Source organism: Rathayibacter sp. AY2B5 (assembly GCF_002931645.1).
Lineage (GTDB): Bacteria > Actinomycetota > Actinomycetes > Actinomycetales > Microbacteriaceae > Rathayibacter.
This window is the reverse complement of record NZ_PSUE01000011.1, coordinates 63416-87279: the sequence shown is the minus strand read 5'-3', so window position 1 is coordinate 87279 and position 23864 is coordinate 63416. Positions and strand designations below refer to the sequence as shown.

Here is a 23864-nt window from a genome sequence, read left to right as displayed (position 1 = left end):
GGAGGTGAGCAAGGGCTCGCCTCGCCTCCAATCCGCTCTTGACCTCGAACCCCTATCTTCCTATTCTTCGATCATGCCCAGACGGAAGCAGGGAGCTGTCCTCCCCCTCGAGCTCGACCTCTTGGACGCGCTCATCGACGTAGGCGAGCCGATGCACGGTTTCGCCCTTGCAGCTTTGCTCGCCACCGGCGACGGCCGCCCACTCACCGCGCACGGCACGCTCTACAAGGCGCTGGGCAGGATGCAGGAGCGCGGCCTGGTCTCGTCGTCGTGGGAGGACAAGGCGGAGGCGAATGCGCAGGGTCGCCCTCCGCGCCGCTGCTACGAGGTGACGGGCGAGGGACGCGCAGTTGCACATGCGGCCGCTGCCGCCCGACCGAGCGCCATCGGCCGCGCGGCCTTCATCGTGGGCGGAACGGCATGAGCGCCCGGTCGTCGGCGGCAGTACGCCGCTCAACAGGCGCTGCGCTGCGCTGGTGCCGCTTCTACACACGCGGGCTGGATCCGCATTTCGCTGTCGAGCGGGCGGATGAGATCGCCTCCGACCTCTTCGAGCACACCAGGTGGGCGCAGGAAGCCGAACAGGTTCCCGCCCGCACCGCTCATCAGATCAGGTCGCGCACCCTCCGGGGTGTCGGCTCGGATCTGCTGTGGCGCCGTGCCCGTCTGCACGAGGGCAGCGCGGATGTTCTATACAACGCGCGGGTCGGGTCGCTCTCCACTGCACTCTGGGCGGTCGTGTTCGTGCTTGTTCTCGCCTCCGTCGTCTTCGGCGGGTGGGCGAGCATCCGCCTGGCCACCGAGAGCCCCATGCCGTTCGACACGGTGGCGCCGGTCTATGCGGCGACCGCCGCCGCCGCGCTCGCGCTGCTGCTACTCCTGCACCACCGGACACGGAGCGCCGGCGCCGTGCTGGGAGCAGTCGCCGTCTCCGTTCTTCCCACCATCGCCGTCGACGCGCTCTGGTACGTCAGCGCCACGGTCCCCGTGCTCGTGTCGTCCGTGTCCTCTCTCGATCTCGTTCTCCTTCTGCTGGGGAACGCGCAGGGACTCGTCCTGCTCGCGACAGTCCTCTGCTGGTCGATCGCACGGCGCCCGACTGAAAGCCAGGTGACGCTGTGACTGATCTCCGCCCTCGAGGCAGCACACGCCTTCGCGCCGCGATCGCCCTTGCCTCGGCAGGCCTGCTGCTCGCAGCAGGTTTCGGCGCCGTCCTTGTCGTCAACGCAACGTCGGCCGTTCAGGACTACGACGACGGCTACGCCGCCGCACGGGCAGCTAACCCGCCTGTGATCGCGGAAGACGTGTCCTCGTCGCCCGTTCCCTCGTCCGCGCCGACCGCTCGAGAGCCGGGAATGCCGTTCGAGCAACCGACTCCGACCGCAGCCCCCGACGGGCACCGGTACGACCAGTGGGGTGCCCGCCTCTACGACGACTCCGACGCACCGGATGACTTCACCTACCCGGCAAGCCTCGTCGGCGACGAGCTCACCAACGCTGTCACCTGGGTCGATATGCAGCTTCGAATCGCCGCCTGCATGCGCGAGGAGGGCCACGACTACACCTTCCAGCTGTGGTGGGAACGCTCGCCCGAGAACCAGGGCTCCGGACTTCCGGCCGCGGGCAGCGAGGCGTGGACCGCCCTCTACGGCACCAACCTCACTTCCACCGGCCCCTACGACTGGACCCAGGCCGGCTGCGACGGCCGGATCGTGCACGAGATGGGCAACGATGACGCGAACTAACCGCCCGACAGCCGAGCCCCAGGCAGCAGACGAGGGCCAGGTATGACTGCCGCCGCTGGAGCTGGAATACTCTTGCCCGCCGCGATCGGGCTCGTCTGGATGATCGTGATCAAGGACCCGAAGAGCACTGGTATCCGTGCACGGCTGATCTGGGCGGCAGCAAGCGTCATCGGCGTCATCGTCGTGGCGAGCCTCGCCGCTGACGCATTCTCTCAGCCCACCACGGACCGTGATCCACTCAGCGGAGCCGTGTCCTTCGCTCCCCTCGAAGGCATGCTGCTCGCGGGCAGCGCCGCGGTGTCGGTCCTCGTCCTCACCGCCCTTCTCTTCCTGTCGGGGCCTCCACGCCCGTTCGCATCCACTGATGATCCAAAAGAGCCTCGGTCGGAGCAAACTTCGTCGCCGGCCTTCGGGGAACGTGGCAACCAGACGAGGCGTGTCGCTTCGAAGACGGAGGCGCGGCGGATCGCTGGCTCTTCCCTGCGAGCGCACTCTGCTGGAACGGAGCGCAACTCGTTTCGGGCTACCTCACGCTATGCACTGTCGCTCTTGCGAGTGCAGGCGTTGGGCTGGTGTGCGCGACTCTCGCCCGCAGGGTCAGACGATCGTTCTGGGGTGCCCTGATGCTCGCATCGGCATTCACAGCCGGGGTCCTGCTGGTCTCGTACGCCGTTCACCCGCTGCTACTCGCGAGCGGCGTAGGAGGCCACAACCAGCCCTAGACCCATGTGATCTACAGCGAGAGCTGCTGTAGCAGCGACGGTTTGGCGGGCCTTTGGGGCCAGCGACGGAGCTGCGCTTTCCTCAAAGGCACCGTCGGAGAGCGAAGGCGGATCGTAGGGTCGATCGTCTCGGAACATCGCCCAGATGACGTTCAGGCGGCGCCGCGCAAGAGCGAGAATCGCCTGCTTGTGCGACTTCCCCTCAGCGCGCTTACGGTCGTAGAACCCTCTCGATTCGGTCTTCTGCTGCACGCTGACCATCGCTGCGAGGTAGCAGGCGCGCAGCAGACGCCGGTCGTACCGGCGTGGCCGGTGGTGATTGCAGCTGATCCTGCCCGAGTCGCGCGGCGCCGGGGCGAGGCCGGCCACGCCGGCAAGCCGGTCGGCGCTGACGTAGACGCTGAGGTCAGCGCCGGTCGACGCGAGGAACTCGGCCGAGAGCAGCGGACCGAAGCCCGGCATCGACCGCAGGAGCTCGGCAGCACGGCTGGTCTCGACCCGCGCGGCGATGCGCTGGTCGATCTCTGCAATGCGGCTTTCGAGAGTGATGACATCGAGTGCTAGTCGGCGGGCGAGTTCCGCCGCGATCGCCTGGCCGGGGAGCACGCTCTGCTGGCTCTTCGCGGCGGCGACTGCAGTGGCGGCGGTCGCGACCGCGGTCCGGCAGCCTTGTGCACCAAGCCACCGGGCGAGGCGCGACTCCCCCATTCTCCGGATGGCCTCCGGTGTGGCGTAGCCGGTGAGCAGGATGAGCGAGGCGCGGCTGGCGGAGTAGTTGAAGGCGCGCTCGAGCGCGGGGAAGTACTCGAGCAGGTGACCACGAAGCCGGTTGATCGCTCTGGTCCGGTCGCAGACGAGGTCCTTTCTGTGTCCGGTCAGCGCGCGCAGCTCGATTCGGGTCTCGTCCTCCACGCTCAAGAGTTGAAGGTCGCGCCGCATCCGCGCTTGGTCGGCGATGATCGCTGCGTCCTTCGCATCGGTCTTGCCATCACCGCGATAGGCCTTCGCGGCGTGGTGCACGGCATGTCCCGGGATGTAGACGACGGGCAGCCCGTGCGCCGCGAGGAGACCGAGCAGCAGCGAGGCTCCGCCGCTGCTGAGGTCGATCGCCCATAGGCACTCGTCGCCGACAGCCAGGTCGGTGACGGTGGCGATCAGTGCGAGCAGCGCCGTCTCGTCGTTGGCGACGCGGGCGGAGTGGAGCTTGGCGCCGTCTGCGTCGATGACGACGCAGTGGTGGTGCCCCTTTCCCGCATCGATCCCGGCCCAGATTTGCGGCATGGTCGCTCCCTTCGCAACGTCAGGTGGTGGTGATGGTCGCGCCGACTTTTCCTTACGCAGCGATCTGGTCGCTTCTCTCAATTAGCGGTCGAACCATCGGGTGGACGGCGGGCGGCCATTCTTCACAAGCCGTCACAGCGGCCAAAACGCAGGAGCCCTACCCGCCGTCCTCGGACGATCGACACACTACGACTGCACCGAAACCGCCCGAGCAACAAGGTAAGGAAAACGGATGGAACGGGCCGCATCGCGGCCTCCCATTGGCGGTGCTCCGTCGCCGCTGCGCGAGTGCAGCTCGCGCCCCGGAACGGGACACCGGGGAGCGTGAGGGGGTCGCCCCTCACGGGCCGGCGCCGCCGGCCCCCACGCTCGAGCGGGTCGTGTCAGCGTCGGATGCGACGATGGAGGCATGTGGGAACTGGCACACCGGACGCGCGCGGAATCGGCATCAACGGTGGTGCGCAGCAACGCGGCGACGAGCGCCGCGGCGATCCCGGAAGTGCGCGCAGCGATCCCGGAGGATCACGTCATCCTCTACGCGGTCCGGATCGCGAACGGCTGGGAGTAGAACCCACCGGGATTCGCTCGGAACCACTAGCGTTGCGATCAGTTCCGGAAAGCGATGGTCTCGTGATGGCAAACGTGTTGAAGTTCGTCGGAAAGGCATTCGTGATCGTCTTCCGCCTTCTGGGCGCGGCGGTGTCCGCGGGACTCGCCGCTCTGGGCGTGGGCAGCTTCCAGCAGCCCAACCCCGGACCGCCTCCGTCCTCTACGGAGAACCGCGAATATAGGCCGTAGAACGGCGAACTCTGCGGCGGATGGCGGAGTATCTCGGAGGACCGAGTCCTACTCAGCCGCGGAGGCGGCGCGGCGGCGGGGTGCGCGTTGGGTGGTCGTGGTGACGACGGCGGTCGCGCGGGTGAGGTTGGGGTCGATGGCGTCGGCTTCGAGGACGCGGCCGGTGCGGCGGTTCTCTCCTTCTCCCCAGGCGACGGTGCGCTCGTAGCCGACGACGATCACGGCGTCTCCCTTGTGGAGGGAGGCGAGGACGTGCTCGCCGAGTCCGAACTTCGCTTCCACGTAATGCGTGGTCGGGGCGTCGTGCGGGGTCCACTCCCCCGCGCGGTATTCGCCGGTGTTCTCGATGACGCGCAGCTTCACGATCTGCACGCGGCCCGCCTGCACGGCCTCGGGGTCGGCGGCGAGGTTGCCGGTGATGGTCCTGGTGCTCATCTGTCGTCTCCGTAAGTTTGGTGGCGGCCCGAGGGGGCCGGATGTGGCTTATCTGTCGTCGCCGATCGTGTGGCTCAGCAGGAGTGGCCGTCCGGTCCTCTGGGGTGCCCCTGGCCGCTAATTGAGATGTGCGTTTCGGTCGCTGTTTACGGAGATGACGGTTGGGTGCTCCTCGGGCTTACACGAGGCAGATCACGACTGAGGAGGACGGGTTGAACGATCGACAAGCTCACATCTGGGTGGGCATCGATGCAGGAAAGGCGCATCACTGGGTGACAGCGATCGACGACCAGGGCGCGATGCTCTGGTCGCGCAAGGTCAGCAATGACGAAAGTGCGATCCTCGACCCGCTCGCCGAAGTGCTTACTCTCGGCGAGAACTTCACCTGGGCAGTCGACATCGTCGGCACCACCTCTGCGCTGCTTCTCGCGCTGCTCGCAAGCCACGGACAGTCCGCGCTGTACGTCCCCGGACGGATCGTCAACCGGATGGCCGGCGCATACCGAGGCGAAGCGAAGACGGACGCCCGCGACGCCTACGTGATCGCCGAGACGGCGCGGCACCGGCACGACCTGACCCCAATCAGGCTGCCGGTCGAGATCATTGCCGACCTCAAGCTCCTGATCGCACATCGCGGCGATCTCGTCGCTGATCGCGTCCGCATGCTCAACCGGCTCCGCGACGTCCTGACCGGCATCTTCCCCCGCCTCGACCGCGCGTTCGACTACGCCGAACACAAGGGCGCTCTCACCCTCCTCACCGGCTACCAGACGCCCACCGCGCTTCGCCGGATGGGGCAGGTGCGCCTGACGAAGTGGCTGGCTCGCCGCGGCGTGCAAGGCGCGCCGGCGGTCGCGGAGGCTGCTCTCGAGGCCGCGAGCGGACAACAGACGCAAATCGGGAACGAGACGATCGCGGCGCAGATCATCGCCGACATCGCAACGCAGATCCTCGCCCTCGACAAGCGTCTCCGAACGCTGGAGAACCAGATCACCACGATGTTCCACGCGCACCCGCAGGCCGAGATCATCGAATCGATGCCCGGGATGGGTCCGATCCTCGGAGCCGAACTCCTCGCCGCAGCCGGGCCACTCGACAACTACGCCGACGACGGCCACCTCGCCGCAGCGGCCGGGCTCATACCCGTTCCGCGCGACTCCGGACGCCGGACCGGGAACATGCACCGGCCGAAGCGGTACAACCAACATCTGCGCCGCTCGCTCTACCTCTCAGCGCAGACCTCCGTCATCCGCGAAGGACCAAACCGCGACCTTTACCTCAAGAAACGTAGCGAAGGGTACAAGCACACGCAGGCGCTCCTCGCTCTCTCCCGACGACGCGTGAGCGTGCTTTGGGCCCTGCTGCGCGACAACCGCACGTTCACCCCGGCGCCTCCGATTCGCTCTGCACAGATGAGCTGAACCGAGGTGATGAGCACTACGCCTCGTCAAACCCGATCGCCGCTTCGAGCGCCCACTGACCGATCCCCGTATCTAACGGTTCCTGCGATCGCTCCGTGTCGCCGTCGGCAACGTGTGGCTCCACGGCGGCCCCTGACAGCGTTCTCCCACCACTGCACGGCGAACGGCGGACTAAAGATCTGGCGTCAGCGGGCGAAGGTGCGCCCGTAGACCGCCACGTCCAGTCGTTTGTCCCCTAGAGGCAGCGCGCTGGTGAGGACGCCTTCCCGGGTGAACCCGAGCCGCTCAGCAACGCGCCAGCTGCGCACGTTCTCGACCGCCGTTCGTATCTCGACTCGACGGATTCCGCGGGCTGGGACCTCAGTCAGCAGCGCGGTGCAGGCGCGAGTCACGGCACCGCGACCCTCGGTGGCGGCGTCGATCCAGTACCCGAGTTCCGCTGTCTGCGTGTAGGAGTTCATTCGAAGAGACGCTGAACCGATGATGGAATCGCCCGACATGATGACGGTCGGCAACACGGATTCTGCGATGAAGTCCGACAGCTGAGCACGAGTGAAGGCAGCAGTGCCATCGAGAGTTTGGTCGTAGAAGGCCCATGGCTCCCACTGCCTTAGACGCTCAAGATTGGCCACCGTCAGAGCGTGCATCTCCTCGACGGTGTCGAGGGTGCGTAGCGCGAGTCGGAATCCATCGCCGAGTTCGTGAGTGAAACGCATGCAATCAGCATCTCGTACACGGGCTGGTCCGTGCAGGAGCCCGGTCCTCCAAGGCTCGACAACCAGTCCCCTATCGGGACGATCGAGATAGGCGCGCTGTGGGACGGCCCCGGCCACGACCCCCTCGGAGGTCCCCGTCGACGCTCAAACGAAAGTAGGGCGCCTTGACGTCGTCATTGAGACTCCTGCTCGTGCGGTTGGTGGGTCCCGTCGGCGTCGACGGGTTCTCGTTCGCGGCCTCGGCCGCGGGGGTGTCGGTGGGGGGTGTCTCGATGCCCCAGGACGCCAGAGTGTCGCGGCGGGTGACCTCGACCGGCGGCTCGGACAGCGCTCTGCGCTGTTCGAGCTCGGCGCGTGTGACGGTGAGGTCCTGGACGCGGCACTCGTCGCCGTAGGCGAGGCGGTAGAGCCGGTCGGCCTCGTTCTCCAGCCAGTCGACTTCGCCTTGCCGGTCGGCTTGTCCGGCGAGGTACCCGGCCCGGTAGTCGTCACCGGTGATGTTCGGGCCGGTCATGCGGCGTGCTTCTCGATGAGGTCGGGGCGGAACCCCGACCAGTGGTCCTGGTCGCTCGCGACGACCACGGGGGCGGCGGAGTAGCCCAGCTCCTCCGTGACGTACGCGAGCGCTGCGGGGTTGGTGGTGATGTCGACGGTGGTGTACTCGATGCCCTTCTTCTCGAGCACCCGGTAGGTCATGGTGCACTGCACGCATGACGGTTTCGATTAGACGGTGAGCATCAGTCGTCCCACCGGTCGCCGCGGTGCGGGTCGTGCTCGTCGTTGACCGGGGACCAGGCGTGCAGCTCGGCCCACTTCTCGGCGGCGTCGGTGTGTCCGGTCTGGGTAAGGATTCTCAATCAGATTTGTCAAGCCAGCGGGGGTGGTCTGGCTCGTCTGTTCTTCCTTCTCTCCCAGCGTTTTTTTGCCTGGAAGGCACGTAGTGCCGAGCAGGGTCGGAGGCGGGAGCGCAACCCGGAGGGCGGCGGCGGAGAGGTTGTCGGCGCGATGTGAGGGAGCGCAGCGACCGCGTGCTGAGAACGTCGGAGGAGCTGGCCGCGCAGCGGCTTGCGTGGACGCCGGAGGCCCGTACGCTGCCGAAGGCTTCCAGGCAAAATGCGCGCAGCGCACAGCACCGCGTCGACCGGAGGTCGGCGTACATGTCAGTGCCCGCATCCGAGATCGTCTGCGCACCAGGAACGTGCTGCTCGATCGGGGTGCACGTGCGCTGTCTCTGTATGCAGCGCGTACCGCTGAGAAGCCGCATATCTCCGCGGAGCAGGCCGGTTCCGCCGCGCCACGGGTGCGAGCATGACCGTAGGAGGCCGGGATGCGTGACGCGGTGATGGTCGTCGAAGACGACGTAGAGATGGGCGAGCTCATCAAGCGGGGTCTTACCGGCGACGGCTACGACGTCGCCCTCTTCTCCAACGGGGTCGACGCGCTGAACTCGGCGCGCGACGCGGACTACGCCGCCGCGGTCCTCGACGTGATGCTCCCCGGCATGAGCGGCTTCGAAATCTGCCGGCACCTGCGCGCGACCGGCGCCACGCTCCCGGTGATCATGCTCACCGCCCGCGACGCCCTGCAGGACCGTGTGTTCGGCCTCGACGCAGGCGCCGACGACTACCTCGCCAAGCCGTTCCACTTCGAGGAGCTCTCCGCCCGCCTCCGAGCCATGATTCGCAGAGAGCACCTCACGAATCGCGCGCCGGTCATGATCGGGAACCTGCGCATAGACCCGTACGCCCACTCCGCGACGATCGACGGCGCCGTCCTGCCGCTGAGTCCCAAGGAGTTCGGAGTCCTCCGCGCGCTCGCGGCGCGTGCCGGGGACTTCGTGCCGCGGGAGGAGATCCTGCTCGAAGTGTGGGGGTCGGCGGACTTCGTGGACCACAACATCGCGGAGCAGTACGTCAGCTACCTCCGCCGCAAGCTCGTCGCCGGTGCCGCGTCGGTCGAGATCGTCACCCGTCGGGGTGCGGGCTACCGGCTCGGGGGGAAGCCGTGAGCTGGCGGTCCCTGTCGATCCGGGTGCGGATCACGGTGTCGAGCCTGCTGGTCGCGATGCTGTTCTTCGGGATCGTCGCGATCGTCGTCCGCGAGCAGCTGGACCACATCCTCGACGCCTCCACCATCGAGCTGGTCCGCTCGGGAGCGTCGCGGGCGCTGATCGAGGAGAGCCGCGACACCGCCGAGGCGGTCGTCGGCGGCGTCAGCAGGACACTCCTCCTCGCCCTGGCGATCCTCTTCGTCGTGTTCGCTGTGACGTCCTGGGTCCTCGTCGGCCTCGCGCTGCGCCCCGTCGGCAGGATGCGCGCGATCGCCGACCGGCTGCGCCAGGGACGCTCCACCGAGCTGCTCCCGGTCGGGCCCGCCCGCGACGAGCTCTCCGACCTCGCCTCGACCCTGAACGCGCTGATCGCGGACCTGCGGGAGTCGGCGGACCGGGAGCGGCGGCTCGTCGCCGACGCGAGCCACGAGCTGCGCACCCCGCTCGCCGCGCTGCGCACCCGGCTCGAGCTCGCTGAGCGGGTCCGCGACGATCCGGCGGCTCTCTACGCCGACGTCGTCGACGCGCGCCGCTCGATCGACCGCCTGCAGTCCCTGACCGACGGGCTGCTGATCCTCTCGAGGATCGACGCGGGCATCGCTACCGGCGACGCCTCCTCGGCGGCTCTGCGGGAGGAGGTAGCCGACAGCGTCGACCGCGCCCGGATGCTCGCCCGCGAGCGGGACCTCGCGATCGACTTCGTCGCCCCCGCCTCGATCGTCGCCGCCCGGTACCCGATCTCCCCGACCGATTTCGGCCGGATCCTGGACAACCTGCTCGCGAACGCCGTCACTGCGACGCCCGACGGCGGCAGCGTCAGCGCGACCCTCGTCGAGCGCGCCGAAGAGATCGTCCTCTCCGTCGACGACGACGGCCCGGGCGTTCCTGACGCGTTCCTCGCGGTCGCGACTGACCGTTTCACCCGCCCGGATGCCGCCCGCTCCCGCGACGGCGGCGCCGGCCTCGGGCTCGCGATCGTCGCCGGTCTCAGCCGCGCCGCCGGCGGCGAGCTCCGACTCCGCAACCTCGCCCCCCACGGCCTCGGTGTCGACGTCCGCATCCCCGCGACGCAGCCCCACCCGACCTCTCGCAAGGAGAACCGATGATCGACCCCCAATCCCTCCTCGACGGCGCCGGCCCCTGGGCGATCGCCCTGGTCTGCCTGATCGCCTTCGTCGAGACGGGCCTGCTGATCGGGTTCTTCCTCCCCGGTGACACCCTCCTCTTCTTCACCGGTGTCTTCGTCGCGACCGGCGTGATCTCCCTGCCGGTGCCGCTGGTGATCCTGATGGTCGCCGCCGCCGCGTTCCTCGGCGACCAGCTCGGGTTCGTCATCGGCCGCGCGAGCGGGCCGCGGATCTTCGAGCGCAAGGACAGCGGGCTCTTCAGCCGCTCGAGCGTCGCCCGCACCCAGTCGTTCTTCGACCGGTTCGGCGGCTGGGCGGTCACCATCGCCCGCTTCGTGCCGGTCGTGCGCACCTTCGCCCCCGTCGCCGCCGGCGTCGGGAAGATGCACTACGGCCACTTCGTCGGCTTCAACGCCCTCGGCGCCGCCGTCTGGTCCACCGGCGTGATCCTCCTCGGCTTCTTCCTCGGGCAGATCCCCGGCGTCGCGGACTTCGTGGGGAAGTACATCGACATCGTCCTCGTCGGCATCGTCGTTCTCAGCCTCGCCGGCATCGCCCTCACCTACTGGCGGCAGAAGAACCGCGCCGGACGCGACGCCTGAGCCCAGCGCTCAGGGGGTCGCCGTGACGGCCGCGCGCGGTCGGCGGAGCGCGATCACCGCGACCAGCAGCAGGAACACCGCGAGGGCCGCGAGCGTGACCGGGCCGGTGCCCAGGCCCAGGCCCTTCCGGTCGACCGGATCCGCGAGCCAGTCGCAGACCGAGGCGCCGAGCGGTCGCGTGACGACGTAGGCGGCCCAGATCGCGAGGACCGCGTTCCGCCCCGTGAACCGGTGCGCGAGCGCCGGCACCGCGATGACCGCCGCGAACAGGACCGCGGACGGCAGGTAGCCGAACCCGAGCGTCGACGCGGTCAGATCGCCCGCGGCCGTGCCGAGCGCGAAGGTCCCGGAGACGGCGAGCCAGTAGAACGCGGCCCGGCGCGGCGTCGTGATCGAGTGGATCGACAGCGTCCGCTCCACCCGCCACCACACGACGAAGACCGCCGCGAGAGCCAGCGCGAACCCGAGAGTGGAGACGAGATACGGGACCCCGGCGACCACGTGCAGCACGTCGGCGGCCATCGTGCCGAAGACACTCACCATCAGCACGGCCAGCCAGTACACCCACGGGATGTACCGGCGGACCGCGAACTGCAGCGCCAGCGCGGCGAGGAACGCGAGCCCTGTCGCGCCGACCACGATCACCGGGTCGAACGCGGTCGCGAGGAAGTCCGACCCCGTCTCGCCCATCCCCGTCGTCAGCACCTTGAGGATCCAGAACAGCGCCGTCGCCTCGGGCACCGTCGAGGCGGCGTACCGGCCGGCGACGAGATGTGAGCGGATCCGAGGGAGCGGAGGGCGGCGCTGATCGGTGAGGTGCATCATGCCGCCATGCTCGGGCAGCCTGCGGTACCCGGGGCTGGGGGCTTCGCCGGGTCCGTTGAACAAGCGCACAGCGACCCGCTCACCGGCAGCGCTGCCCGCTGCCTTCCGCCGTCATCTGGTCGGACGGTGCCCGGAGAAGCGCCGCCAACGGAACGACGGTGATGCAGCACGTTCGGTGTGCAGCCTGACCGCGAGCGGCGCCCAGACGATCAACGCCACCCCGGCGCCCAGGAGCAGCCCGCCGACGGTGTCGGAGATCCAGTGCGCACCGAGGTACGTGCGGCTGAGCATCATCGCCACCGTGTAAAGGGCTCCGGCGATGCGGACCCACCACAGCGGGAAGACGATCGCGAGGACCATCGCGGTCGTGGCGGCGTTCGCGCTGTGGCCGGAGGGGAACGAGCCGAAGTCGGCGTTCACGAGGATCTCCAGCGGCCGCGGACGCCCCACCGCGTTCTTGAGGATCTGCACCAGCAGCCCGCTCAGCGGCGCGGCGATCGCGAAGTACGTCGCCGCCCAGCGACCCCGCCAGACCAGCAGCGCCACGAACACGACGAGCGGGACCACGATCGTGCCGACGATCCCGCCGCCGAGGCTGTTCATCACCAGCAACGGCACCAGCCAGAACGTCGACCGGTGCTCGATGATCTCGTTCATCCACGCGGTGTCGAACCCGAACGGCTTGTCGTGCTCGCGGTAGAAGATCAGCGCGGCCAGAAGTCCCGTGAGCAGCACCGCGAGGCCCGCCGAGATCAGCGGCCAGCGTCGCGCCGCCCGATACGCGATCGCACCGTCTGTCGCGGGTTCCCGGCTCGGCATCAGTGTCGTCCTCGTCTCCCGACGCGGAGCGCGCCGAAGGAGTCCACGCTACGAACGAGCGGCCTGTGGCGGCGGAGGATTCCCCTGCATCCGTTGTGAAAGCACAGAACCTCAGCCCCTCGGCCGGGCATCGACCTGAACGCGTTCGGGAGCTCCGGGTCGTTGTGAGCAAACACAACACAGCACGGCGCATCCCGAGCCGCCGCCCCCGTCCCGGCTGCGACTCTGCGGGCATGGACACTTCAACGACGACGACCCGCTTCCCGGTGCACCGGCTGCTCAGCAAGGTCCCCGAGGTCACGATCTGGTTCTGGATCATCAAGATCCTCTGCACCACCGTCGGCGAGAGCTTCGCCGACTGGATCAACATGGTCCTCGGCGTCGGCCTCATCGCGACCGCCGTGATCTTCATCATCGTCACCGCAGTCGTGCTCGCGATCCAGATGCGGCTGCGCCGCTACCTGCCCGCCGCGTACTGGCTGACCGTCGTCGTCATGAGCGTCACCGGCACCCTGCTCACCGACATCCTCACCGACCAGCTCGGCGTCCCCCTCTGGGCCAGCTCCCTCGTCTTCTCCGTGCTGCTCGCGATCGTGTTCAGCGTCTGGTACTCGAAGGAGCGCACCCTCTCCATCCACAGCATCGACACCACCCCGCGCGAGGCGTTCTACTGGCTCACCGTCCTCGTCACCTTCGCGCTCGGCACCGCCCTCGGCGACTGGACCCTCGAGCTCACCGGCTGGGGCCCCGGCGTCTCGATCCTCTTGCCCCTCGCCCTGATCGCCATCGTCACGGGCCTCTGGCGCTACGGAGCGAACCCCGTCCTCGCGTTCTGGATCGCCTACATCCTCACCCGCCCCCTCGGCGCCAACATCGGCGACTGGCTCGGCCTCTCCCCCGACGAGCAGGGCCTCGGGCTCGGCACCTTCGTCACCAGCATCGTCTTCCTGCTCGCGATCCTCGCAACGGTCGTGTACCTCTCCCTCAGCAAGGCCGACGTCGACAAGGGCGCGGCCGAGCACCACACCCCGCCCGTCGCTCGGGAGCGACGCTCGCTCGTCGCGTTCGCGGTCCTCGCCGTCGCTGTCGTCGGTCTGCTCGCCTTCACGAACAGCCAGCCGCACACCACTCCGGCACCGGAAGGCGCAGCCCCGGCCTGCGATGCGTCGGGAACGCTGTCCGCAGCTGACGCGAAGGCATCCGTTCAGACCGACTTCCCCTCCGCCGACGTGCAGAACTTCCAGACGATCACCGCCGACACCCTCGCCCTCGTCACCAGCGGCGATCAGGCCGGCGCGAAAGCCCGCGCCACCGACCTTGAGACCGCCTGGGACGACGCGGAGCCCGCACTGAGCGCCGCGAACTGCCAGACGTGGACCTACGTCGACCAGCAGATCGACCCCGTTCTCTCCTCCGTCCGCGCCGGCAGCCCCGACCCGGTTGTCGAGAAGACGAGCATCCAGGACCTGCTGACCACTCTCGCCGGACGCTGACATGAGGCGTCAAGGTCTTCTTTTGCGACCCGAATCTGGCCTCCTCCGACCAATTGATCACTGCCGCCCTGCCCTGCCGCCGCCGCATCGGCATCAGCGCGACTCAACACATCGATCGGAACCGGTCGGTGACAAATCGGTCCGCTACTGAACCCATGCTCGAGCTCGTAGACGCACTCCGAGCACACGGGGCTGCCGACCAGGCCGGCGTCCGCGAGGTGCTCCACCCAGGGGTGCGAGCACTCACCACAGACCTCAGCGAGCAGAACCCGGAACCGGGCGCGGCGCGAACGGCGAGCGTCAGCTCGCCGTTCGCCACTGCGAGAGGCCGACCATCACGTGAGCGTAGCGAGCGCGCCACCAAGCAATCGCGCGCTTCGCCTCATACGCATCGCCTCTGGCGTCCCGTTTGGGGATTCCCATACGGACGGTAACTAAGGATCTATCCGGCGGTGATCAGCTCGCCGGGCGCACCGAGAGACGCGAGGTCGACATCGCCCTGTGACGTCAGGAGCTTTCCGCTGATCCCGTCGTAGACGGCGGTGAAGACGTCCACCCGATGGAGGTCGAAGCCATAGGGCACGTCTGTTCTCTCCGCGGGCGCGTGCACGGTCAGCGCCCAGACCGGCTCGTCCTGTGCGACCCAGTAGTGGTCCGCGAGAGCGGGGTCATAAGCGGCGAGCTCCTCGTACGTGGTTCCGACCGCGTAGATCGGGTACTGCTTCTTCTCCTCCGCACTGAGCGTCGAGAGCTGGACTCCGGTGCCGTTAGCCAGGTCGAGCGCCGGGTTCGTCAGCTGCTGGACGTCGATGATCGGTCCCTCAGAGGCGGCGGTGGCAATGGGGGTGCCCGGCGGACCCTCTGGCGGAACGGTGGGTGTCAGGGACTCCGTCATCTCTGTTGGTTCGGCAGGCGTCTCGGTGGAGATGGGGGTCGTGCTGGCGGTGGCGTCGATAGTGACGGGGCCGGAGCGGATGCGCATCGTCGTGGAGGTCTGGGTGAGGCTGACGTCCTCGGCGCCCAGCACGTCCATGAGCCACTGCTCTCGTTCGTCGGCGGCGTCGAGGCAGCCGACGTACGTCGTCGCGGGGCCTCCGGTGACCACCCACACGGAGGTCTGCAGGCCGGCGGACTGGAGGTCGTAGGTGAGCGTGTTGCAGGGACCGTCGACGCTGAGCTGCGACCGGCCGTCGGTGCCGGTGATGCGAAGGCTGACGGGGTGATCGAGCAGCCATCCGCCCGATCCCTGGTCACCGACGACCGAAGTGGTCTCGTAGACGAGCCTGGTCGCGACTTCGGCGCCGAGCAGTTCACCCGGCACCTGCGCCGTCGACGGCGACCCGGGGCTGCTGGCGCTCGTCGCGCATCCACTGGCGAGGAGCGCCGCGGAGAGGCAGAGGATTATGAGGGGGAGGACTCTCGCCCGCCTGACGGTCACTGGTCCACTCCGGTCTGCGTCGCGGGCGGGTTGGTGCAGTCGACCGCGGTGGTCAGTCCCGTGAATATCTCGATCCGGCCGCCCTTTTGGCACACCTGCGTTCCTGCGAGGGAGAACAAGGCGGCGTCCGTCCCGTCTGCGTCGGTCCCAGCGAGCGCAGCACACGCCGCTGCGAGCGACGCAGTGGACTGCTTCGCGGGCGTCTGAATCTCGCCCGACAGGGCGACGCCCTGCCCGTCCTGTTCCCAGCAGGTGACGGGCGCTGCGACCGGAGTGCCGCGCTCCGTCGTCACCGCCGTGAGGACAGCGACGCTGAGAATCGCGCCCGCGATGCCGGCGAGGGTCACCGCCGCGGCCTGGCCGAGACGTCGGCGGCGGCGGATGCGGTGCGCGAGGCGTGCGCTGATGCGCTCGAGCTGCTCGTCGCTCAGGTCAGGATCGTCCATGGTCTTCTGTCCGTTCCGTCAGGGTTCTCGCCAGTGATGTCCGCACCCGCGAGAGGCGGTTGCGGACAGTCCCGTGGGACAGGCCGAGGGAGCGAGCGGCATCGCTGTAGCTGAGGTCGTCCTCGATGCACGCCGTCCAGATCGCCCGGTCCGTCGCGCTCATCTGCTCGACCAGACGCCGCACGTCGAGCAGCCGGTCGCTCGTCTCCGCGTCGACGCCGCGAGAGGCGGTGTCGTCGGAGAGGGGCAGGTGGCGTCGGCGCTGCTCGCGGCGGTTGGTCGAGAAGCTGAGGTTGCGTACCGTGACCAGCAGCCAGGGCAGCACCGACTCCCCCACGATGCGCACGCCCGAGCGGCGCTGCCAGAGCAGGAAGAAGCTCTCCTGCACGACGTCCTCGGCATGACCGGCGTCCGCGAGGAAGCTTCCCGCGGCCCGGTAGACCGCGCGGCCGTGCATCCGGAAGAGAGCATCCAGCGCCGAAGGGTCACCGCCGCGAAGACGATTTACCAGCGTCACCTCAGCAGCACCGACCATCCGACATCACCCCCTCAGTAGTGAATGCCCTCAGAGCACGGTTTCGTCTCAGGCGTCATTAACGAACTTTGTCGGTTCGACAGTGCCTCTGTGACCTATCCCCTACCGGACGCCCGCCAGATCATCATCCGCGCGCGACGGTCGGCCTGGCATCGCGCCGCCGTGATCATCGCTCGGGAGTCGAGGGACGGCCTTAAGGCATGTGGGAGGCGATGGCCGCGAGGGCGAAGCCGACGAGTGCGGTCGGCAACGCCAGGATGCACCAGACGATTTCCCACCCGTGGTGAGCATGGGCCCCGCTTGTCGCGCGAATGACGGTGAGGACCCAGACGCTGATAGCGCTGGTGAGGGCGACGATGCCAGCCGCGAGGAGGAAGGCTTTCCCTGCTGCGGCCTCCTCGTCGGTGGGCATCAATCCCATGCCGATTCCTCTCTCACTGATGGAGAGGTAGGTCAGCATGACGGGCGCGACGATCATCCCGAGGACGGCGATCGCGGCGATCACCGGACTCAGGGGTCCCTTCCGAGCGACGTCAACCACGCAGTGCACACTATCCGCGCGTCGCTAAGCCCCCCCTGCGAGCGGGCCGCTCGTCGTCCGGCATGGAGACGCCCTGCCGGACGCCCGCTGGACCATCCCCATACGGGACGCGCACAAGGCGCTCGGGTTCGCGAGACTGAACTGATGTCGGGGTTGCTGGTCATCGATCTCGTGTCGCGCGTGATCAGAGCCCGCTGCGGCCGAGCCGCGGCGCACGAGAGGTGACGCGCCCGACGTCGGGAATCAGCACGCCTCATGATTCACGGCGACGGAGAACAGGACATCAACCGGCCGATCTGCGGCGTCGGCTCAGTGCCCAGACGAGCGCGCCCGCAAGGAGCACCGCGCAGGTCAGCCCGGCGACGTGCAGGACGAGCGAGAGCGTCCCGTTCTCGGGGAGCAGGAAGCCGTAGGGCACCCACCCGTCGGTCGCTCCGCGGACGAGCACGACGACGACCCAGACGATCGGGTAGGGCAGGACCACCCACAGCCGGCGCCAGGAGAGCGGCCCGCGGTCGTTGACGACGATCCAGTCGAGGAGGACGAGCGCGGGGAGCACCACGTGCAGGACGGCGCTGACCCAGGGCGGGGCCGTCCCGGTACCGGGAACGAGGGTGTTGTAGATCACGGCGACGAAGATCGAGTAGGCCGTCGCCGCGCCGCGGACGTAGCTCAGCCACACGGGCGTCGGACGGCGGGCGAGCGCGACCGATCCGGCGACGATCAGCACCGCGCTCGCGAGCAGGCTGGTCTGGTTCGTGAAGTAGCCGAAGTAGTCGAACGGATTCGGGTCGCCGACCGCAATGCTCAGCGCGTAGGTGTGGAGGATCACCGCGACGGCGGCTGCACCGACGGCGATGCGCGCTACACCCACGAATGGGCGGGTCGGTGCCGGGGAACTCATCGGGTCAGCCTAGGAGCCGTCGGGCTTCCTGATGACCCGCAGCAGACCGGCTGACAGCGGTCAGCCCGCCGGCACCGTCCGCATCTCCTCGCCCACCGAGGTGTGCAGATCGCCGCTTCGACTGGGGCTCTGCACCATCGATGACTCTGTCCGAGTGCGAATGACGGGGGTCCGTGTCACCCTGACTGCATGGGTTAACTCCCGGCCGGCGCTGGGCTCTGCCTCTCCCCTTCGTCTCTTCCCAGCCGGTGCAGCACTGACGGGATCGGGCAGGCTCGCCTGGCTAGCGCTACCGAGGGGTGGGTGCTTGCATGGCCCTCATGTCGACCCCATTCACGCCTCAGCCCTCCTCGCCCCGCGCGGAACCGCACGACAGCGCGATTTCAGGGCGGCTGAACTGGTTGCGAGCGGGCGTGCTCGGCGCGAACGACGGCATCGTCTCGGTCGCCGCTCTCGTCGTGGGTGTCGCCGGAGCGACGACCGCCACGGCACCGATCCTGACGGCGGGCGTCGCAGGGGTCGTCGGCGGTGCGATCTCGATGGCGCTCGGCGAGTACGTGTCGGTGAGCAGCCAGAGCGACAGCCAGCGCGCACTGATCGCGAAGGAGCGGGTCGAGCTGGCCGAGGATCCCGACGGGGAGCTCGAAGAACTCGCCTGGCTCTATCGAGCGCGTGGCCTGACCCCGGAGACAGCGCATCAGGTCGCCCGCGAGCTGACCGAGAACGACGCTCTGACCGCACATCTGGAAGCGGAGCTCGGATTGAACGAGGAAGCGGTCGCCAGCCCGCTCGCCGCCGCCGGCGCCTCGGCGCTGGCGTTCCTCCTGGGAGCCGTGCTGCCGCTGCTGGCGATCCTGCTCCCTCCGCCGGACTGGAGGGTTCCGGTGACCTTCGCCGTGGTGCTGATCGCCCTCGCCGCGACCGGATACATCAGCGCACGGGTCGGCGGCAGCCCGGCTCTGCGCCCGATGATCCGCATCGTCGTCGGCGGCGCTCTGGCCCTCGCGGCGACGTTCCTGATCGGCCTGCTGCTCGGCACGTCCGGCGCAGTCTGATGTCCCGGATCCTCGTCGTCGAGGACGACCCGCAGATGGGTGCCCTCGTCGAGCGGGGACTGCGGGAGGACGGCTACGACGTGCAGCTCGTCGACAACGGCGTCGACGCGCTGATCGCCTTCACCGCGGGAGACGTCGATGTCGCCGTCGTCGACGTGATGCTGCCAGGGATGACCGGGTTCGAGGTCTGCCGACGGATGCGGGAGTCGGGCAGCACCGTCCCGGTCGTGCTGATCACGGCGCGGGACGCCGTCGAGGACCGGATCTTCGGGCTGGACTCGGGCGCCGACGACTACGTCACCAAGCCGTTCCACTTCGGCGAGCTGAGCGCCCGGATCCGCGCACAGATCCGGCGCCGAGCCAGCGGCCCGCAGCCAGTGGTCCAGATCGGAGCGCTGCGCCTGGATGCCCTGTCCGTGCGCGCGACGGTCCGAGAGCGTCCCTTCGCGCTGAGTGTCAAGGAGCTCACGCTGCTGCGCTTCTTCGCCGTGCATCTCGATGAGGTACTGACCCGGACGGAGATCCTCGCCGAAGTGTGGGGGTCTACGGAGACGTTCGAGCCGACCCTCGTGGATCAGTACGTCAGCTACCTCCGCAAGAAGCTCGCCCTCGCCGACACAGGCCTCCGGATCACGACCGTCCGCGGCGCCGGATACCGGCTGGAGCGCGCCGAGTGAGGCTGCTGCGCTCCCTGTCGATCAGCTCCCGGATCACCCTCGGCAGCCTCCTCGTCGCGCTGATCGGGGTCGGCGTGATCACCCTCGTGCTGCACGGGCAGTTCCGCAGCATCGTCGTCGCGTCCGAGGTGACCCTCGCCGAGGGCGACCTCGCCCCGTATCTCGCCGATCTGGGATCGGACCCGACCGAGACCCCCGACCCTCCGGCCGAGGGGATCCTGATCTTCGCGCGCGCTCCCGGCGGAGCGGTCCCCGTCGATACGATGCCGCACGACGTCCACGAGGTTCTGGAGCGCAGCACCGGCAGCGACGGCACCTCGACGGTGATGACCGACGAGGACGTCCGGTTCACGATCGTCTCCCGGACCCTGGACACGAGTGCGGGCACGTGGGAGCTGTGGGCGGCTCGCAGCGGCGCCGGCAGCGACCTGACCGTCGCGGCCCTGGACCGGACGCTGCTCGTCAGCGCCGCGGCCCTCGTGATCCTGTCCGCCCTCGCCGCATGGCTGCTCACCGGCGCCGCCCTGCGTCCGGTCGAGCGGATGCGCCGCACCGCCGCGTCGCTCGGCGACCGGCACGGCGGCGAGCTTCCCGTAGGCCCGGCGACTGATGAGCTGTCGGATCTGGCGGAGACGTTGAACGCGTTCATCGCCCGGACGCGGGACACCGCCGATCGGGAGCGGCAGATGGTGTCCGCGGCCAGCCACGAGATCCGCACGCCGCTGGCAGTCGTCATCACCCAGCTCGAACTCGCGCACCGGCACTTCGGCGACGCGGACGCCCTCGAAGAAGAGATCCGCGCCGCCGAGGGGTCCCTCGCCCGCCTGTCCCGCCTGGCGACGAACCTCCTGGAGCTCTCCCGGCTGGACGCCGCCCCGCCCGTCACCGCGCGCGCGACGGCGAGCGAGCTGGAGACCGAGCTGATGGACTCCGTCGACCGGCTGAGGACGATCACCGGCGGCACCGGCCCCGACATCGAGCTCGATACCGCGATCGAGCGCGCCGACGCGCCCTACCCGCTCTCGGTGAGCGCGTTCTCGCGGATCCTCGACAATCTCGGCGCGAATGCGATCGCCGCAACACCTCCTGCCGGACGCATCACCCTCCTCCTCGAGCAGCACGACTCCACCCTCGAGCTGCGCGTGGAGGACACCGGGCACGGCATTCCGGAGGAGTTCGTGCCGCACGCGTTCGAGCGCTTCTCTCGACCCGACGAGGCGCGCACCAGCCGCGACGGCGGCAGCGGGCTCGGGCTCGCCCTCGTCGCAGCTCTCGTTGACACCGCGGACGGATCGGTCACCATCGAGAACTGTCGACCCGCCGGAGTGAGGGTGACGGTCGTGCTGCCCGAGCGGTGACATGTGAGACCTCGAACACGAATCGGACTCCGGCGGGGAATCGGCACGCATCCCTCATAGTCGACACCAAGACTCCCCCGCGACGGTAGGAGCGCGCCCCCGGAAACCCGAGGTCGGCGCATGCGACACCGACCGGAGGGCGCCGCCGTGAGCACCACGATCCGACTGACCAACGCACCCGCACCCCACGCGCCGACCACGCTGCGGCGGTCGCAGGCCGACCGCGAGCGATCCCTGCGTCGGCGCCTGCGTTCCGCGGACGCGCTCGTCACCGCCGGCTGGGTCTCGGTCGCCCTCGCCATCGCGCTCTACCTCGCAGCCGGCGGGCCCGCGGAGGCCACCGATATCGCCGGAGCTCTCACGGCCGCAGGGATCGTCGCCGGCCTCGTCGGCACCGACCTGATCCTGGTCATGCTCGTCCTCGCCGCCCGGATCCCCTGGATCGACCGCACCTTCGGCCAGGACACCGCGATGGCGCTGCACCGTCGCCTCGGCAAGCCCGCCCTGTCTCTGATCCTCGGGCACGGTGCCCTGCTCACCGTCGGCTACGCCCTCACCGACGGGCTGACGCTGTGGAACGAGACACTCGCTCTGTACTCCGGCGCCGACATGCTCCTGGCGCTGCTCGGCAGCACCCTGCTGGTGCTCGTCGTCGTCACCTCCCTCGTCGCCGTGCGCCGCCGCTTCGCGTACGAGGCGTGGCACGCGATCCACCTCCTCAGCTACGCGGCGGTCCTCGTCGCCGTCCCCCACCAGCTCTCCGCCGGCCAGGTCCTCGCCGGGAGCACCCCGCAGCGCGTCTACTGGCTCGCCCTCTACGTCCTGGCGTTCGGAGCGATCGCCAGGTTCCGGTTCGCGGTGCCCGTACTCGCCACCCTGCGGCACCGGATCCAGGTCGAGGCCGTCGAGACGATCGCCCCCGGCGTCTTCTCGCTCCACCTCTCCGGCCGCGACCTCTCCCGCCTCGGCGTGATCGGCGGGCAGTACGCGATCTGGCGGTTCTGGAGCCGCGGCACCTGGTGGCATGCGCACCCGATCTCCTTCTCCGCCGTCCCGACCGACACCCGCGCTCGGATCACCGTCCGCGCACTCGGAGCCGGGACCGACCGTCTCGCACGACTGCGCCCCGGGACCGCGGTCTCGATCGAGGGCCCCTACGGGATCTTCACCGACGTCGCCCGCACCGCCCCGCGGCTCGCGATCATCGCCGCCGGCATCGGCATCACCCCCGCCCGAGCGCTCCTCGAGCACGGCGGCCTCCGACCCGGCGAGGCCACCGTCCTGCTGCGCGCCACCGACGACTCCCAGACCTACCTCTGGGACGAGACTCGGACACTGGTCCGCAGCAGCCGCGGCGCGCTGTTCGGGATGATCGGCCGGCGGCCCGCAGGGCTGGCGACGTGGATGTCCGCCGAGTCCGTCGCCCGAGGTGTGACGATCACCTCGGCACTGCCGGGCCTGCTCGAATCCGACCTGTTCGTCTGCGGTCCGACCGCCTGGGCCGACCTCGTCGTCCGCGACGCGCGAGCGGCAGGCCTGCCCGACCGGCAGATCCACGTGGAGAGGTTCGACTGGTGAGAACACGAGCAGCAGTCGCCAGCGTCCTCGCCTCCCTCGCCGTCCTCGTCGTCGGCTGGCAGATGGGATCCGCCGGCGCCACCGGGTCCCCGCTCGCCACCGGGACGAGCGACACCACAGCCACGGAAGGAGCGGCTCCCGCGGTGACCACGCCGACCCCGGCCGGCGCCCCCGCCTCGACGACGCCCTCCGCCGGCGCGCCCACCGACCCGTCGACCGGTACGAGCTCGACGGCCACTGCTAGCCCGTCCGCCTCGGCCGACGGCACGTGGACCGGCTCATCTGTTCCGACTCGCTTCGGCGCTGTGCAGGTCGCGATCACCGTCGCCGGCGGGCAGATCACCGACGTCACGGCCGTGCACCTCACGGACAAGGACGGCCGGTCCGTGTCGATCTCGCACCGGGCCGCGCCGATCCTGCGTCAAGAAGTCCTCGCCGCCCAGTCCGCGAACGTGCAGGCGGTCAGCGGAGCGACCTACACCAGCGACGGGTACCTCACCTCCCTGCAATCGGCGATCGACCAGGCCGGACTCTGACCGTGCACACGTTCACGACGATGGGCACCGTCGTCAGCCTGCGCGCCGCCGACGACACCCCGGTCGGCGACGTCGAAGCCGTCTTCGCCGACGCCGACGCCCGCTTCAGCCTGTACCGGCCGGAGTCGGAGGCGTCCCGGATCGCCCGCGGCGAGCTCGCGCTGACGGCCGCGTCCGAGCAGATGCGGACCGCCTACACCGAATCGCTGCACTGGCGAACGGCGACGGACGGCGCCTTCACCCCGCACCGGCCCGACGGGGTCATCGACCTCGCCGGAACCGTCAAAGCGACCACCATGGCGCACGCGGCCCGGCTGCTCGGCGACGGCGAATGGCTCCTCGATGTCGGGGGAGACGTCCTCACCTCGCCCGCCGACAGCTGGACGATCGGGATCGTGGATCCCGGCGACCGGCAGGCGCTGCTCTGCATCGTCCCCCTCGGCGACGGTCGCCGCGCGATCGCCACCTCCGGGACCGCCGAACGCGGAGAGCACGTCTGGCGCCGACCTGCCGAGCCCGGTGACGTCCCCTTCGTGCAGGTGTCCGTGATCGCCGAGGACATCGTCACCGCCGACGTCCTCGCGACCGCGATCCTCGCCGGCGGCGTCGGGACGCTCGACACCGTCACCGACCGCTTCGACGTCGACGTCCTCACCATCGACGCCGCCGGTGCCCTTCTCGTGACCGACCGGCTCCGCCGCCTGATCGCACCGGCGAGCCGGCACACGTCCTGACTCCGCTCGGTCGGCTCCTCGCATATCG

24 protein-coding genes and 2 pseudogenes are annotated in these 23864 nt (G+C 69.2%); 14 read left to right on the top strand and 12 right to left on the bottom strand.

Going from position 1 to position 23864, the window contains the following annotated elements:
• The first annotated feature begins 73 nt into the window (after positions 1–73).
• The 3 genes from C5C30_RS09305 to C5C30_RS09295 all read left to right on the top strand — a co-directional run bounded on the left by C5C30_RS09305 (position 74) and on the right by C5C30_RS09295 (position 1745).
• The gene (locus C5C30_RS09305; protein WP_104261440.1) at positions 74–424 is read left to right on the top strand and encodes a PadR family transcriptional regulator; all 351 of its coding nucleotides are present in this window, start codon (positions 74–76) and stop codon (positions 422–424) included.
• On the top strand, positions 421–1122 hold the full coding sequence (locus tag C5C30_RS09300; protein ID WP_104333589.1) for a hypothetical protein: 702 nt from the start codon (positions 421–423) through the stop codon (positions 1120–1122). The genes C5C30_RS09305 and C5C30_RS09300 overlap by 4 nt, the downstream gene beginning before the upstream one ends.
• 233 nt (positions 1123–1355) lie before the next feature.
• Positions 1356–1745: a hypothetical protein gene (locus C5C30_RS09295; protein WP_104247891.1), complete on the top strand. Its 390-nt coding sequence runs from the start codon at positions 1356–1358 to the stop codon at positions 1743–1745.
• 809 nt (positions 1746–2554) lie between these two features.
• On the opposite strand, the pseudogene C5C30_RS09290 reads toward C5C30_RS09295, so the two are convergent.
• Positions 2555–3748 (bottom strand): annotated as a pseudogene (locus C5C30_RS09290) (IS110 family transposase); the annotation flags it as partial.
• A gap of 846 nt (positions 3749–4594) precedes the next feature.
• Positions 4595–4981, bottom strand: coding sequence for a single-stranded DNA-binding protein (locus C5C30_RS09285; RefSeq protein WP_104333588.1), 387 nt, complete (start codon positions 4979–4981; stop codon positions 4595–4597).
• A 212-nt stretch (positions 4982–5193) separates the two neighbouring features.
• On the opposite strand from C5C30_RS09285, the gene C5C30_RS09280 reads away from it, so the two are divergent.
• On the top strand, positions 5194–6402 hold the full coding sequence (locus tag C5C30_RS09280) for an IS110 family transposase (RefSeq protein WP_104333604.1): 1209 nt from the start codon (positions 5194–5196) through the stop codon (positions 6400–6402).
• Positions 6403–6587: 185 nt separating this feature from the next.
• Here the strand turns inward: C5C30_RS09280 and C5C30_RS09275 are convergent, their stop codons facing one another.
• From C5C30_RS09275 to nrdH, 3 genes and pseudogenes are all read right to left on the bottom strand, one after another.
• Positions 6588–7118 (bottom strand): GNAT family N-acetyltransferase, encoded by a 531-nt coding sequence (locus C5C30_RS09275; protein WP_104247073.1) that lies wholly within the window; start codon positions 7116–7118, stop codon positions 6588–6590.
• Between the two features lie 70 nt (positions 7119–7188).
• Positions 7189–7632: a hypothetical protein gene (locus tag C5C30_RS09270; RefSeq protein WP_104333587.1), complete on the bottom strand. Its 444-nt coding sequence runs from the start codon at positions 7630–7632 to the stop codon at positions 7189–7191.
• A pseudogene (nrdH, locus tag C5C30_RS09265) lies at positions 7629–7841 on the bottom strand (glutaredoxin-like protein NrdH); the annotation flags it as partial. The pseudogene nrdH and the gene C5C30_RS09270, both read right to left, overlap by 4 nt.
• A 604-nt stretch (positions 7842–8445) precedes the next feature.
• Here nrdH and C5C30_RS09260 point away from each other — a divergent pair.
• Genes C5C30_RS09260 through C5C30_RS09250 form a run of 3 tightly spaced genes read left to right on the top strand, consistent with a single transcriptional unit; the run spans position 8446 to position 10897 of the window.
• Positions 8446–9126 (top strand): response regulator transcription factor, encoded by a 681-nt coding sequence (locus C5C30_RS09260; protein ID WP_104333586.1) that lies wholly within the window; start codon positions 8446–8448, stop codon positions 9124–9126.
• The gene (locus C5C30_RS09255; protein WP_104260297.1) at positions 9123–10274 is read left to right on the top strand and encodes a HAMP domain-containing sensor histidine kinase; all 1152 of its coding nucleotides are present in this window, start codon (positions 9123–9125) and stop codon (positions 10272–10274) included. The genes C5C30_RS09260 and C5C30_RS09255 overlap by 4 nt, the downstream gene beginning before the upstream one ends.
• A complete protein-coding gene (locus tag C5C30_RS09250; RefSeq protein WP_104226507.1) occupies positions 10271–10897 on the top strand; it encodes a DedA family protein in 627 nt (208 codons plus the stop codon). Before C5C30_RS09255 ends, C5C30_RS09250 begins: the two co-directional genes overlap by 4 nt.
• A gap of 9 nt (positions 10898–10906) precedes the next feature.
• On the opposite strand, the gene C5C30_RS09245 is transcribed toward C5C30_RS09250, so the two are convergent.
• Together C5C30_RS09245 and C5C30_RS09240 are read right to left on the bottom strand one after the other, a co-directional pair.
• The gene (locus tag C5C30_RS09245) at positions 10907–11722 is read right to left on the bottom strand and encodes a hypothetical protein (protein ID WP_104333585.1); all 816 of its coding nucleotides are present in this window, start codon (positions 11720–11722) and stop codon (positions 10907–10909) included.
• 111 nt (positions 11723–11833) lie between these two features.
• A complete protein-coding gene (locus tag C5C30_RS09240) occupies positions 11834–12541 on the bottom strand; it encodes a phosphatase PAP2 family protein (protein WP_181131526.1) in 708 nt (235 codons plus the stop codon).
• Between the two features lie 233 nt (positions 12542–12774).
• Here C5C30_RS09240 and C5C30_RS09235 point away from each other — a divergent pair, with 233 nt between their 5' ends.
• Entirely contained in the window at positions 12775–14034 is a 1260-nt protein-coding gene (locus C5C30_RS09235) for a hypothetical protein (RefSeq protein ID WP_104333584.1), read from the top strand.
• Positions 14035–14476: 442 nt separating this feature from the next.
• On the opposite strand, the gene C5C30_RS09230 is transcribed toward C5C30_RS09235, so the two are convergent.
• From C5C30_RS09230 to C5C30_RS09210, 5 genes are all read right to left on the bottom strand, one after another.
• Positions 14477–15355: a hypothetical protein gene (locus C5C30_RS09230; protein WP_146081506.1), complete on the bottom strand. Its 879-nt coding sequence runs from the start codon at positions 15353–15355 to the stop codon at positions 14477–14479.
• A gap of 113 nt (positions 15356–15468) precedes the next feature.
• On the bottom strand, positions 15469–15918 hold the full coding sequence (locus C5C30_RS09225) for a hypothetical protein (protein ID WP_104260259.1): 450 nt from the start codon (positions 15916–15918) through the stop codon (positions 15469–15471).
• Entirely contained in the window at positions 15905–16453 is a 549-nt protein-coding gene (locus C5C30_RS09220) for an RNA polymerase sigma factor (RefSeq protein WP_104308041.1), read from the bottom strand. The genes C5C30_RS09225 and C5C30_RS09220 overlap by 14 nt, the downstream gene beginning before the upstream one ends.
• A 193-nt stretch (positions 16454–16646) precedes the next feature.
• Positions 16647–16994 carry a hypothetical protein gene (locus C5C30_RS09215; protein WP_146081505.1) on the bottom strand — a complete coding sequence of 116 codons (348 nt, stop codon included), beginning with the start codon at positions 16992–16994 and terminating at the stop codon, positions 16647–16649.
• A gap of 283 nt (positions 16995–17277) precedes the next feature.
• Positions 17278–17898 carry a Pr6Pr family membrane protein gene (locus C5C30_RS09210; protein WP_104333582.1) on the bottom strand — a complete coding sequence of 207 codons (621 nt, stop codon included), beginning with the start codon at positions 17896–17898 and terminating at the stop codon, positions 17278–17280.
• A gap of 320 nt (positions 17899–18218) precedes the next feature.
• On the opposite strand from C5C30_RS09210, the gene C5C30_RS09205 reads away from it, so the two are divergent.
• From C5C30_RS09205 to C5C30_RS09180, 6 genes are all read left to right on the top strand, one after another.
• The gene (locus tag C5C30_RS09205) at positions 18219–18953 is read left to right on the top strand and encodes a VIT1/CCC1 transporter family protein (RefSeq protein WP_258063407.1); all 735 of its coding nucleotides are present in this window, start codon (positions 18219–18221) and stop codon (positions 18951–18953) included.
• Positions 18953–19630 carry a response regulator transcription factor gene (locus tag C5C30_RS09200; protein WP_104226516.1) on the top strand — a complete coding sequence of 226 codons (678 nt, stop codon included), beginning with the start codon at positions 18953–18955 and terminating at the stop codon, positions 19628–19630. The genes C5C30_RS09205 and C5C30_RS09200 overlap by 1 nt, the downstream gene beginning before the upstream one ends.
• Positions 19627–20988 (top strand): HAMP domain-containing sensor histidine kinase, encoded by a 1362-nt coding sequence (locus tag C5C30_RS09195; RefSeq protein ID WP_104333581.1) that lies wholly within the window; start codon positions 19627–19629, stop codon positions 20986–20988. The genes C5C30_RS09200 and C5C30_RS09195 overlap by 4 nt, the downstream gene beginning before the upstream one ends.
• Before the next feature lie 147 nt (positions 20989–21135).
• Positions 21136–22566: a ferredoxin reductase family protein gene (locus tag C5C30_RS09190; RefSeq protein WP_258065866.1), complete on the top strand. Its 1431-nt coding sequence runs from the start codon at positions 21136–21138 to the stop codon at positions 22564–22566.
• Positions 22563–23102, top strand: a complete 540-nt coding sequence (locus C5C30_RS09185) for an FMN-binding protein (protein ID WP_258065865.1) — start codon at positions 22563–22565, stop codon at positions 23100–23102. Before C5C30_RS09190 ends, C5C30_RS09185 begins: the two co-directional genes overlap by 4 nt.
• Positions 23103–23104: 2 nt before the next feature.
• Entirely contained in the window at positions 23105–23836 is a 732-nt protein-coding gene (locus C5C30_RS09180) for an FAD:protein FMN transferase (protein WP_258059425.1), read from the top strand.
• The last annotated feature ends 28 nt before the right edge of the window (positions 23837–23864 follow it).